General features: G+C 60.6%; 12 protein-coding genes. 1 reads left to right on the forward strand and 11 read right to left on the reverse strand.

Annotated elements, in window-relative coordinates:
* Positions 1-245: 245 nt before the first annotated feature.
* From H0V78_10755 to H0V78_10805, 11 genes are all read right to left on the reverse strand, one after another.
* Positions 246-617 (reverse strand): response regulator, encoded by a 372-nt coding sequence (locus tag H0V78_10755; GenBank protein MBA2352230.1) that lies wholly within the window; start codon positions 615-617, stop codon positions 246-248.
* Positions 614-3,352 carry a histidine kinase gene (locus H0V78_10760; protein MBA2352231.1) on the reverse strand — a complete coding sequence of 913 codons (2,739 nt, stop codon included), beginning with the start codon at positions 3,350-3,352 and terminating at the stop codon, positions 614-616. Before H0V78_10760 ends, H0V78_10755 begins: the two co-directional genes overlap by 4 nt.
* Positions 3,353-3,391: 39 nt before the next feature.
* Complete coding sequence (locus H0V78_10765) at positions 3,392-4,774, reverse strand: protein kinase (protein MBA2352232.1); 1,383 nt, start codon at positions 4,772-4,774, stop codon at positions 3,392-3,394.
* 3 nt (positions 4,775-4,777) lie between these two features.
* Positions 4,778-5,515, reverse strand: coding sequence for a metallophosphoesterase family protein (locus H0V78_10770; GenBank protein ID MBA2352233.1), 738 nt, complete (start codon positions 5,513-5,515; stop codon positions 4,778-4,780).
* Positions 5,516-5,538: 23 nt separating this feature from the next.
* Positions 5,539-6,213: a response regulator transcription factor gene (locus H0V78_10775; GenBank protein MBA2352234.1), complete on the reverse strand. Its 675-nt coding sequence runs from the start codon at positions 6,211-6,213 to the stop codon at positions 5,539-5,541.
* A 93-nt stretch (positions 6,214-6,306) separates the two neighbouring features.
* Complete coding sequence (locus H0V78_10780) at positions 6,307-6,504, reverse strand: hypothetical protein (GenBank protein MBA2352235.1); 198 nt, start codon at positions 6,502-6,504, stop codon at positions 6,307-6,309.
* 96 nt (positions 6,505-6,600) lie between these two features.
* The gene (locus tag H0V78_10785; protein MBA2352236.1) at positions 6,601-7,035 is read right to left on the reverse strand and encodes a hypothetical protein; all 435 of its coding nucleotides are present in this window, start codon (positions 7,033-7,035) and stop codon (positions 6,601-6,603) included.
* 638 nt (positions 7,036-7,673) lie between these two features.
* Positions 7,674-8,486: a tetratricopeptide repeat protein gene (locus H0V78_10790; protein ID MBA2352237.1), complete on the reverse strand. Its 813-nt coding sequence runs from the start codon at positions 8,484-8,486 to the stop codon at positions 7,674-7,676.
* Between the two features lie 46 nt (positions 8,487-8,532).
* Positions 8,533-9,414, reverse strand: a complete 882-nt coding sequence (locus H0V78_10795; GenBank protein ID MBA2352238.1) for a Ku protein — start codon at positions 9,412-9,414, stop codon at positions 8,533-8,535.
* 100 nt (positions 9,415-9,514) lie between these two features.
* Positions 9,515-11,104 carry a 4-hydroxyphenylacetate 3-hydroxylase gene (locus H0V78_10800; protein MBA2352239.1) on the reverse strand — a complete coding sequence of 530 codons (1,590 nt, stop codon included), beginning with the start codon at positions 11,102-11,104 and terminating at the stop codon, positions 9,515-9,517.
* Between the two features lie 84 nt (positions 11,105-11,188).
* Positions 11,189-12,634, reverse strand: a complete 1,446-nt coding sequence (locus H0V78_10805; GenBank protein MBA2352240.1) for a leucyl aminopeptidase family protein — start codon at positions 12,632-12,634, stop codon at positions 11,189-11,191.
* 198 nt (positions 12,635-12,832) lie between these two features.
* Here H0V78_10805 and H0V78_10810 point away from each other — a divergent pair.
* On the forward strand, positions 12,833-12,948 hold a 116-nt coding region (locus H0V78_10810), incomplete at its 3' end, for a thymidylate synthase (protein ID MBA2352241.1).

Consider the following 12,948-nt stretch of genomic DNA (forward strand, 5'->3'; position numbering starts at 1 on the left):
GTCTGCTTTGTCGCGCCGCTCGTGAATGGAATGACCATTCACTTCGCGCCGCTTCGCACCCGGAGACAGGCGCAGCCTGGGCTTCGCCATCTGCGCGTGCATCCCGCAAAGTCCCGTCGCGACCGCGAAGGACTTAATCAGAGGTTCCTTAACCAGACCGAATATCCTCGCGCTTGCTTACACGAAGCTTACGCGAGCACGAGTTTCCTCTTTCGAAGCATCGTTGACAAGGTGCCCCGGGGAACCTAGGTCGGTCGGAGCAGCGCGTTGATCTTGCCGACGAGGTCCATGGTCGAGAACGGTTTCGTGACGTACAGGTCGGCGCCTATCGCCAGGCCCTTGTTTACCTCGGCGTCGCGTCCCTTTGCGGAGAGCATGACGATCTTGATGTCTCGCCAGTCGTCGCGCTCGCGCATGCGCATGCATACTTCATAGCCGCTCTTCTGCGGCATCATAACGTCGAGCAGCACGAGGTCGGGATGGCATGCCTCGATCAGCCTGAGCGCTCCTTCGCCGTCGTGCGCGACCTCCACTTCATACCCGTTGCGCCGCAAGAGAAACTCGAGCGCCGCGACGATGTTCGGCTCGTCGTCGGCTATCAGGATTTTCTTGCTCATAGTGCGGCTCCGATCGGCAGGGTGAATGAAAAGCGCGCACCGCTTCCAAGGCTGCTTTCCACCCACATTTTACCGCCAAAATGCTCGACGATCTGGCGGCTGATATACAGGCCAAGTCCGCTGCCGTGGGGCTTACCTGTGAGCGTGTCGCCTACCTGATGGAATTTGCTGAATATGGCGTCATGGTCCTCCGGGCTGATCCCTCGACCGTTGTCGCGTACCTCGATCCACAGATGGCCGTCACGTTCGGACAGCACGATCTCGACCCAGCCATTCGCGCCGTCACAGAACTTGACCGCATTCGAGAGAAGATTGAGCATGACCTGGAAGATGCGGTCAAGATCTACGGTCACGGTCGAGACTTTCTCGGGAAGGCGCGCCTCGACCTTGATATTCTTCTCCCTGAAGAGCTGGTCCATCGCGGCGAGCGTGTCCGAGATGGCCTCCCTCATATCGACCTGAGACTCGACCCAATCTGCCTTGCCCGACTCGATCTTGGCCAGGTCGAGGACCTGGTTGATGAGTCTTGTCAAGCGCTCGGCCTCCTTGGCAATGATGCCGAGAAACTTCTTGCGCTGCTCAGCCTCCACGTCGGGCGCCTCGAGCAGGATCTCGGTGAAAGCCCGGATCGAGGTCAGCGGCGTGCGCAGCTCGTGGGTCACCGTCGAGACAAAATCATCCTTCAGATGATCGAGTTCTTTCAAGCGCTCGTTGGCTTCGCGCAATTCCGTTGTCGCCGATTCTAGCTCCTGCGATTTCTGCTCGAGCTTGTGACTGTATTCGATGAGCTGCGAAGCTTCATCGAGCATGCCCATCACTTCTTCGATCCCCAATTCTTCCTCTTTCACGACCGACGCCACCATGATGCGGGCGGAAGCCGAGCCGATCGCGCCCGCCAACTGCGTCTCGGTGAAGTTGACAAGTTGAGCGTCGGCGTCGAGCGCCTCGCGCGGCCAGTTGATTCCGCGGCGCTCGGCATAGCCCGCAAATGCGTCATCCGCGCGCACCTTGCCGACGAAACGGGAAAGCAGCGCGTGCAATCCCGGCGCCGATGCGGTCCCTTGCCAGAAGCGCGAGCCGCCGCCTTCGCGCTTAAACACGTCGACGAACAACGAGGCCTGCGACAGTTCCGTAGCGCTTTGGCGGGTGAACAGCGACACGGCGACATAAGCGCCGACGTTAGCGAGCATGCTCCACAACATCGCATGGGTGATCTTGTCGAGCCCGGAAAGACCGAACAACTGGTTGGGCTTCAGAAGATCGATTCCAAACATTCCCTCGGTCAAAAACGCGGAGGAAAGCCATCCCGATTGGGCGAACGCGGGCAGCATCAGCGTATACATCCAGACCGCGAATCCGGTCAACAGCCCGGCGAACGCGCCGGCCTGAGTGCCGCCTTTCCAGTACATTCCGCCCAGGAAGGCGGGAGCGAACTGGGCGACCGCAGCGAACGAGATCAAACCGATCGCCACCAGCGCATAAGCTTCTCCCGCCACCCGAAAGTACAAATATCCGAGCAGCACCACCAGCAGAATCGCGCCGCGGCGTATGCCGAGCAAAACGCCGCTCAAATCCCGGCGCTCGGTCAGCCGCAGACTTTTCAGTCGCAGCAGTACCGGCATCACCACGTCGTTGCAAACCATGGTCGACAAGGCGATGGTTTCGACTATCACCATTCCGGTCGCGGCCGAAAGTCCGCCGACGAAAACGAGCAGCGCCAGTACTTGTTGCTGCTCTGCCATGGGAATCGTGAGCACAAAAGTGTCGGGGTCCACTTTCGCGTCGGCGAAGTGCATAAGCCCGCCGAACGCGATCGGCAACACAAAAATATTGATTGCGAGCATGTAGACAGGGAACAACCAGATTGCCTTGTTGATATGCTTCTCGTCGACGTTTTCGACCACCGCGACCTGAAACTGGCGCGGCAGAAAAATGATCGCGAGCATGGACAAAATGGTGAGCCACACCCAGCTCGCGTAGCTTCCTGCAGCACCTTCGAGCGGAGTGAACAGCCTGGCCAGATCCGGAATCGCGGCGGCGCGGTTGAAGAGGTCGCCGAATCCGTCATACATCCAAAAGGTGACGAACATGCCGACCGCCAGGAACGCAAGCAGCTTGACCAAAGACTCGAAAGCGATGGCCGCGACCATGCCTTCGTGCCGCTCCGCCGCGTCGAGGTGCCGGGTGCCGAACAAGATGGTGAAAGCAGCGAGCAGCACGGCAACGTAAAACGCCGTATCTTCGAGCAGCGGGATGGCGCCGACGCTGGTCGGCATGACGATTTCGGGATACTGCAGCAGAATGGTCACGCTGTTGGAAACCGCTTTGAGCTGCAGCGCGATGTAGGGCACAACCCCGATCACCGCGATGATGGTGACCACTCCCCCGAGAACGGTGCTCTTACCGTACCGCGAGGCGATGAAATCGGCGATAGAAGTGATGCGATGCGTTTTCGCAATGCGGATGATTTTGCGTAACACATACCACCACAGCGCGACCATCAGCGTCGGGCCGAGGTAAATCGGCAGGAAGCCGACGCCATTGGCGGCGGCGCGTCCGACGCTGCCGTAGAAAGTCCACGACGTCGCGTAGACTCCGAGCGACAGCGAGTAGATGTAGGGGTTGGCGATGATGCTGCGCCCGGCATCGGCGCGCTTATCGCCGTAATAGGCAATGGCGAACAACAAACCCAGGTAGGCAAACGATACCGCGACAATTACTTCGCCCTGAAGCATGCCGGCTTTCCAGTCATGGGCGTCTGTTGCGAAACCGCGTCAGGTTTCCGACCGCGGACGGACTATGGTGACGCTGCACGGCGCTTCCGCGACGACTTGGGCGCGTACGCCCCGGAACAGGCGCGTTCCGCCTCTGCGGAACGCGCCCATCAGTATGTGCTCGACGTCGTTTATTTTGGCGTAATCGATCAGCGCTGCAGCGGGTTTTTCGGACTCCAGCACGTGGTAGGTCAAGCGCTCTTCGGGCAATTCTAGCGGCTTGGCCCAGCGCCGCAAGTTCACCAGATGCTTGATATGGCGGCCGGTAGGCGTGTCGTCGGAAAGCGCCGCCGCGGGCGGCACCGCGGTCACGCAGGCGATGCGGCATTGATCGTCGGCCGCGATCAGGCGCCGCGCTGCATCGCGCATTGCTTCGAACAGCGTCTCATCGGTCTGTGTGGGCGTGATCGCGACCAGTACGATAGGCGCGGGGCCGATCCGGATCGATGGCGGCGGGCATGGCGCGGGCTCGAACCGTCTGGCTTGCACCCGCCGCCGGATCAGCGTCCCCAAGCCGGCGCGGCGGCGGCGTGAGCCGCGTTCGGTGAGCTCGACCTGCGCGGGATTGGCGAGGTCGAAAGCGACTCGCGCAGCGGAGGCATAGCGGTCGCGGGCGTCGATCTCAAGACAATGCAGGATGATCTCCTGCAGCCACTCTGGCGTCCCGGCAACCAGCGCACGCGGCGGCACCGGGTCGCGATAAAGGCGCTGGCGCAATTGGGAGAACGTTTTGGGTTTACCGAACGGAAACTGTGTCGTGGCGAGATAATAAAGGATTGCTCCGAACGCGAAGATATCGCTGCGAGGATCGCAGCGCACGCCGAGCACCTGCTCGGGCGCCATGTACACCCAATTGCCGACCGGGGTGCGCAACTCCTCCGCGAGCAAGTCGGGATAATGGGCGTGATGCGCCAGTCCGAAATCGATCAGCACGGCCGCGCCGCTAGGGCGATACAACACGTTGGTCGGCTTCAGGTCGAGATGCACAACATCCTGCCGGTGAAGATCGTGCAGCGCCAACCCAAGCGCGGAACCTGCGCGAGCGATCTCCTCCGGGGGCAACGGAGCCCGGTCCACCCAGTCGTCCAGCCTTGGGCCCTCGACAAACTCCATGACCAGGTACGGCGTGGTTTCAACATCCCCGAAAGCCACCAAGGTCGGATGATGCGGACTTTGCGGGAGCGCGCCCAACACCATACGGCAGACCTCGAAGCTGATGACGTTGACCGCACGCTCCCCGGCGCCAAGCCGCGGAATCTTCATGACCAGCGGAAGCGGGCCGTCCGGCCCCATCAACCGATAGATCGATGCCATGCTGCCGGTATGGAGCAGTTCGCCCAGGCAAAAGCCGTCGATCTCGCTTCCCGGGGCCGGCGGATCCATTACTCAGCGTTCAAGCCGTCGCGCCAGCCGTTCGGGAAGCCCGGCGATGCGAATCTTTTGCGCGGCCGCGTCATAGTCGTAGGCAACGCGAAAAAAGGTCAGCCGCGACCGCTCCAGGTCGGCCAGCGCATAACACGCCTTGTTGCTGCGGCCCCTGGGCTGGCCAACCGAGCCGACGATGGCCAGCCACCGGCGGTGTTTTCCGGCAGGAATGGGAGTCCCGGGAACGGGCTGGAAAGGCATCGGGCGCCCGTCAGCGCCCATGTAGTACAGCCTCTGTTCATGCACGTGTCCGCAAAAAATGTAATCGGCATTTCCGGCCCTGATGCTCAGTTCGGCCTCCGTCAAAGTGGTCACGTAAATCCACTGCCCGGGGGCGGCGGCGCTGGCGTGCACGAACAATAGATTGTCGTCCCTGACCGTGAGCGGCAGGCCGGCGAGAAAGGCGCGCTGCCGGTCGCCGAGCTGGGTCTGAGTCCACGCGATGGCGGCCTGCGCATGGGCGTTCAGGGTATCGTCCGGACGACCCATCGCCGCTGCGTCATGGTTGCCGAGTACCACCACTGCGCCCTTCGCCGCATACCGCTCGACCAGATCGAGCACGGCGACCGGATCCGCCCCGTAACCCACCAGGTCGCCGAGAAATGCGTACCGATCCGCACCCATCGCCTGGGCGTGCGCAATGCAGGCGGTAATCGCCTCCAGATTGCTGTGGATGTCAGCGAACAGGGCCAGCTTCATCGGGCGGTTCGCCGACGATGATGTCACGCTTCCGCAGGCGCCTCGAGGCGGTAGCCGAGACCGCGGACCGTCGAAATCTTGATGCCGCCGGACTCCAGCTTCTTGCGCAGCCGGTGCACGTAGACTTCGATCGCGTTGGTGCTGACCTCCTCGCCCCACTCGCACAAGTGCTCGACGAGATGGTCCTTGGCCACCCATCGCCTCGGGCGCTGTAAAAACATCTCGAGCAGGGAGAGCTCGCGCGCGGACAGCTGAAGGCGTTCGCCACGGAGCTCGGCGACGCGGCCTACTTGATCAAAGCTTAGCTGCCCATGCTTGATAAGCGTCGGCGCGCCGGACATGCCGCGCCGCATAAGCGCGCGCACGCGTGCCGCGAGTTCCGCGAGCTGAAACGGCTTGGCGAGGTAGTCGTCGGCGCCGGCATCCAGGCCGCGTACGCGGTCTTTTACGCTGTCGAGTGCGGTGAGCATGAGCACCGGCAGCCGTGAGTTGCGCGCGCGCAGGCGCTTGAGAACTTCGAAACCGCAGAGCTTCGGCAGGCTGATGTCGAGAATCAGCAGATCGAACTCGCTGGTATCGAGGGCAGTATCGGCTTCGCTGCCATTCTTGACCCAGTCGACCGCATAGCCCGACTGGCGCAGGATGCGGCGCAACGCAACCGCGAGTGCCAGGTCGTCTTCCGCGATCAAAATGCGCATCGGCCTCCTCCCTGCGTGAAAGGCCTTCCACGAGGCCAGTCTAGCAAAGAAAAGAGGCCGGCAGCAGTTGTCGCGGAATCATGCGATCGCCGGCTACGGCGCGCTTTCGATCACATACGCGAAAGCGGCAATCAGCAAAGCCCAGGCGACGAAGATGTAGGTGTACAAGAGTGGTATCCCGATCACGTCGCTGCTTTGATTGAAAATATAGAGCAGCGGATAGTTGAACAGCAGGACGCCGAAAAAGAAAAGCACCACCAGGCGTTGGCCGATTGCGCCGTGTCCAGTCATATCAGCGGATCGATGAAGGCATGAAGAAGCGAATGATAAGCCCCTCTGCCGCGAGGCGCCACGAGCACAAGCTGCTGACGATGCGCACCGGGGTAGTCATGGCTGACCCGGCGCGTACTCATGGGTATTATCCACCATGCTAATGCAAATCCCGCGCATGAAAACATCGTGCAGCAGCCAAACATCCATTAAGATCAGCAAACGCGGTCGAGTCACCCAAGCGCCCGTCGTGCGTATTGCGATGCGCGCCTCGGCAATACCGCGCAAACACTTCTGCCGGAACAAAATCAGGAGGGAAGCATGCATAAGTCGGCTCTGGTCCTTCTGATCCTTCTCTTCTCTTTGCTGCTTGCTTCGTGTTCTCGGGAAGCGCCGATCGAAGAAAAAAAAGCGAAGCCGGCCGCGCACAAGTCTACGCAAGCGTCTAATCAAGAGAAGCGCGACGCCGACAAACTCGACATCAATAGCGCGAGCGAGCAGGAACTGACCGCCTTGCAGGGGGATCGGGGAAGCGCGAGCAAAATCGATCATCCGCGGCCGTCCGTGGGGCGCGAAAAACGAACTCGTCGACATAGGCATATTGCCGCAAACGACTTAGACAGAATCAAGGAAGAAATCATCGCGCGGCAGAAGTGAGCCGCGTCTGCCATGCCGAAAGGAAGCGAAGCCGAGTTGCTTATGGTCGCTTGTGAGGGCCGCAAGATCGCGATCTCGAATCCACACAAGTGCTTGTCCCCGAACCGGGATACTCGAAATCCGATCTCGTTCACTACTACCTGGCGCTACCAAACGGGTCGCCGAGGGTGGGCGGCGCGGCGCCGACGGTCGACCGAAAGCGCCCGAATGTCGCGCGGTCCCTGGCTGGAGTCGAAAAAATCATCATCATCGCTGTTTGGGAAGATCAAACGGCGTCGCCGGCGCCTGCCCTGCACCCGTCTCTCCCCCGCCGCACGGTTGGAATGAGTGTAAACAGACCTACCAGGCAGGCTGTTAAAAAACTACTGCGCTTGCCAATACGTCGTTACTCAGGGCCTCAAAACGAAGTTTCGGTGGAGACTAACCTTAGGTTATGTCGTAACTAAAATGCTCATATATTCCCATATGCATTCCGCTTTCTAGGCCCGCAGCACCTTGTCTTGGCTGCGCTCGCTACATTTTTCAACAGTCTGCTAAGTCTTGCCCATCTGCGCTTTTCTGTAGGCGCTCAGATGCCGCAGCGCTTCGCGGGCACGGCCTTGCTGCTCGTAGAGAAGCCCGAGGTTGTAATGCGCGTCGGCGAAGTTGGCATCGGCTTCAAGCGCGCTTGAGTAGGCGGCGATGGCGTCCGTTCGACGCCCCAGGTCCTCCAGCAGAACGCCGAGGTTGAATCGCGGCAGCGGATCGCCCGCGCAGTGGCGGATGGCCTTTTCGTAAACCGCTTCGGCTTCAACCAACTCTCCGCCTTCATGCAGCATGCGGCCGAGGTTGATCAGGGCTCCGCAATATCGCGGATCCGCCTGGATTGCGCAACGGTAGCATTGCATCGCCTGCATGGGCTCCTGGTCTTCCTTTTCGATTCCTTCCCGGAACCACTCTTCGGCGCTTGCCGCGGCCTTCTCGACAGGCTGTAGAAAGCTCAAGCTGCCGCTTGCCGTCACTTCAAAATCGAACACGCATTGACCGGAATGCGGCTCCCATTGCGCGTCCCCGTGGCGTACCAGAACCCGATTGCCGCGCGCGCTGATGCGCAAACCGGTGATCGGAATTTCGGCCGGTATCTGCTCGCGCAGCTTTTTCAGCGAACAGGAAACCGTCCGTGCCGATATTTTGGCGGAGGCCAGGCCTTGCGCCGCGCGCATGACAATGAGGTCTTGAAAGGTGAAACGGTACTCGCGGCGCTTGCCCAATGCGGGCTCGACGAAACCGGCCTGGATAAAGCCGGCGATGACCGAACGCGTGAGGCCGGCGATTTGCTGTACTTCGCGCAGCGTGTAGCTGGTCATGCGCTTGTCATGCGCTAATTTGCGAGAGCGACGCAGGAAACGAGAGCTATCCTTTGCCGGCCTTCTTGCGCTCCGCAGCCTGCGCGGGCGCGCGCCTGGCTGCTTTGCGCGGTTGCGCCGGCGCGGCTGCCGACCTGGACGGTTTCGCAGCCACGGCTTTGGCAACGCTTTCGCGCAAAGCCTGCATGAGGTCGATAACCTGACCGGCCGGCGCCGGCTCGCTTGTCGAGATGGAAATTTGCTCGCCTTCGATTTTCTTTTCAATCAGCGTCTGCACGCGCTTTTTGACGTCGTCCTGATACGTGCCAGGGTCGAATTGGTCTACGGAAATCTGATCGATCAACTGCACGGCAAGCTTGAGCTCCGCATCCTTGACCTCGGCCTTGTCGATGCCGACGTCGGCGATCGTGCGCACCTCGTCAGCGTAAAGCAGTTGCTGCATGACCAGCCCATCGGCGACGGGCCGAATCTGCACGATGTACTGCTTACCGCGAGCCGCGTAACGCGCCAATGCGCTGCGCCCGGTTTGCCGCATGCCCTCGGTCAGAAGCGCATACGGCTTCGCCCCCCCTTTGTCGGGGCCGAGATAGTAGGCCTTGTCGTAGTAGACGGGATCGATCGTCTCGGATGGCACGAACTCGGCGATCTCGATCGTGTTCGTGCCTTTTTCTTCCATCTCCTTCAGTTCCTCCGGCGTGAACGTCACGTACTGATCCTTGGCGAATTCATAGCCCTTGATCATGTCAGCGCGCTCGACCAGCACATCTTCCTTGATGCAGATGTATTGCTGCTTCAGCCGCGAGCCGCAATTTTTGTGCAGAAGATTGAACGAAATGGCGCCGGAAGCCTGCGTCGCCGAATAGAGCTTGACCGGAATCGAAACGAGGCCGAACGAGATGGTAAGTGATGCGATCGCGCGCGCGGGCATGTAGGCTCTCCTGGAGATGGGTCGTTACGATGACGATTCTAATGCCAGTGGGCTCGAACGGCTACGCCGTTTCGCGAGTCCATTTGCCCGCCGCGTCGGCCTATTTCTCTATCAAGGCCTGTCGCATCCCTGCTTCCTTGTCGATCAGGCCGCGGCGCTCGACCATGATCGGCGGGCTCGCTACCGTGCAGCCGGTGGTGCAGCATTTCCCCGGCTGTTTGTTGGACGTGATTGCGCGCCGCGGATCATCGACCAGGCCGCGCCCCAGCAAACGTTCGACCAGTTCGACCTTGTTGCCGATCGGGTAATTGCGATAGATCTCCCGCTTCATCGCGGCCGGAGAACCGCCCCCGTGCAGGCTGATCACCGAATACCAGCCGCCCTGGTACGATGCTGTCAAGTCTTCCATGAAGCGCGCCGCTTGTATACGTTTGTCATAAGGCACATCCGGATTCGCCCGCAATACGTCTGCCAGATTGGCGGCGGTTTCCGGGTTGTGATCCTCATCCGGGCCCGGCAACGTAACGATCAGCCCACCCGAAACATAATGAGCGATGCGCTGCATGTCGTAGATCTGTGTCGCCAGCAGCAGTTTGCCGATGTTGGAGAAAACCGGGTCCGGCATCCAGGTGTTGGAATCCGCATCGAGCGTCGCATAGACGGAGGCGGCGACGCCGCACGCAAAAAAGCCTTCCGTAATCTTGATCAGCTCGACCATCTGATCGCGCAGATGGGTTTCGTTTTCCGGATCGAAACCGTTGGCTTCGCACATCAGGGCGCCGGCGCCGATCAGCAGATCGCCGAAACCGGCGCGCGCGCCAATGCAGCTATGGCGGTGGTGCGTTGCATAACTTTGGGTCATATAGCCGGAGTGCTCCCACTCATCGGCATAGAACACGCGCTGCCACGGCACGAAAACCCTGTCGAATATCAGCACGCCGGTCGATTGACCGTACTTGTTGCTGAACAGCGCGGATTTTTCACCCGGACGTCCGGCCGGCCGCGCGACGATCGTCAATCCCGGCGCATCGCATGGGACCGCGCAGCAAATCGCGAATGCCGCATCCTGCTCCGTCATATTGCGGCATGGCATGACCAGAAACTCATGCATATAAGGCGCGCCGGTCACGATCGCCTTGGCGCCGGAAATGACGACGCCTTTCGCGTTGCGCTCGACGATGTGCACATACGTGTCCGGATTGGCCTGCTGGTGCGGCCGTTTGCTGCGGTCGCCTTTGGCATCGGTCATGGCGATGCCGACCGCCAGATCGCGCTCCTGCGCTTCGTGCAGATAGTCGAGGAAATTCTGGCTATGCGATGTGCCCTTGTCGGCATCGATACGATGCGTCGCCTGGTAAATCGCATTGAACGCGTCATGCGCCAGATAACGCTGCGCGCAGCCGGTTTCCTGGCATAGCAAACGCACCGCCTCGAGCTTGTTCAGAAGATCGCTGCTGCTGGAATTGATGTGCAGCATGCGGCTGATCTTTTTACCCGAACTGTGCTGTGTCGCCAGCATAAGCGGCGCGTATTCCACTTTGAGCGCGTAATCGTAACTGACGCCGAGTGCTGCAATTCCCGGCGCGAACGCCGGCTCATCGGCCACCGATTCCACACGCCTGCCGTCGAGATACACGACGGGCTTGTACCGCCGCAGCGAGTCGCGGTATTCCCCGGATGTCATCAACATTTCTGTCTCCTTGATTCAATCCATAGTCGAATAAATTGGGAGCCTCTACGATTTAAATAACGGCAAGCAAGCGATGCGGCGTTCTCAGTTCGACACCGCGGAAAGAAACGCAAGCCCCCATCCGACGCCGAAACCATTCACCTCGGACGTTACCGCGCCCAGCCCGCCCTTGCAATTGCTCGCCGACAAATCCATGTGCAGCCATGGCAAATCGTCGATGAAGCGATGCAAAAAGCGCGCGGCAAGGATGTGATCGGCTCCGCCTTCCAAGGTGCATTGCTTGATATCGGCGATGCTGCTGTCGAGCGCGGGCTCGTAATCGGCATCGAGCGGGAAGCCGCACAAGCGCTCGCCGCTTTGTCTGCCGGCGGCAATCGCGCGCGCCATCAGGTCGTCGCGATTACTGAAGATGCCCGAATAGCGCGCGCCGAGCGCGGTCGCCATGCTGCCTGTCAAGGTAGCGAAATCGACGATCATTCGCGGCTTGTCGCGCGCGGCGAGATTCAGGGTATCGGCGAGCACCATGCGGCCTTCGGCGTCGGTGTGGACGATTTCGATCGTGGTGCCGTTGAGCGCGGTGACGACATCGTTCTGTTTGTACGCGTGCGGGCCGATGTGGTTTTGCGCGAGCGCAAGCCAGCAATCGATGTTGACCGGCAGCCCGGCATGCTTCGCGGCGACGAGGATGCCGAGCGCTACGGCCGAGCCATTCATGTCTTCGTGCATGCCATTCATGTAGCGGGCGGGTTTGAGGTTGTGGCCGCCGGTGTCGAAGCAGATTCCTTTGCCGACCAGCGCGATGGTTTCCTTGCCGGCGGCATGCTGGTAGCGCAGGCGGACAATGGCCGCGTCGGCGTCGGCGCTGCCTTGGGCGACCGCGACGAAGGCGCCCGCCCCCATTTCGCGCAATTCGTCGAGCGTGTATTCGCGGTAATCGAAACTATGCTCATCGGCGAGCTGGCGCACGCGTTGGCGATACAGCCCCGGCGTCAGCTCATTCGGCGGCAGAACGGTCAAGGAGCGCGTCAGGAAATTGCCTTCGGCAATCGCGCGCTGCCAGGCAAATTCTCCGGCGGCTCGATAACCCCAGAGCGAGATCATTTCGAGCGACTTGCCAGAAGCTTTTTTCTTGCGCTCAGGCAGTTTGGCGCCGTTGATCCATGCTGTGTAAACCGCGACTTCTGCGTGGCAGCGGCGCTCCTCGTCGCTGCCGTGCACGACGATGGCGAGCGTCTGCGGGTGCTCGTCGAGCAGGAGTTGCAACCCTTTACGCAAGCTCGTTTGCTGCTCAAATACCGATTGCGCCGCATCGCGCATCGCCCATGCGATCAGCGTGCCGTCCGGCAAGGTGGCAGCAAGAGGCGTCTTGACGATTTCGCCAAGCTTCACGTCGCGGCGGCGCAGCAGCGCCTGCAGCAGCGTGCGATGCGGAATCGCATCGTGCAAATCGTCGCCTTTCGGCAGCACGTGCAGGACGTGGGAGGAACCGGATGGGTCGGGTGTGGCGTGTTGTTCGAGTTGGGCGAGCACGGGTTTCCTTGAATAATTTAGGGTTCTGTTTACACGCATCCCCTACGTGGAGCGTGAAGAATCGACTGTGCGTCATTGCGGCCGATGGTAAAATTTCACGGTCATCGTCCTGATGAACGTGTTACGGATTCCTGCCTGCGCGGGAACGACGAGCTTCCTGGCAAGGGCATTTACCGCAAATTATAAAACCGACTACCGATGCGCGCTTATCTCGATCTCCTGCAGCACCTGCTCGACCACGGCATCCGCAAGGACGACCGCACCGGCACCGGCACGCTGAGCGTGTTCGGGCATCAGATGCGTTTTGATCTCTC

It is taken from the genome of Burkholderiales bacterium (assembly GCA_013695435.1).
Taxonomy (GTDB): domain Bacteria; phylum Pseudomonadota; class Gammaproteobacteria; order Burkholderiales; family JACMKV01; genus JACMKV01.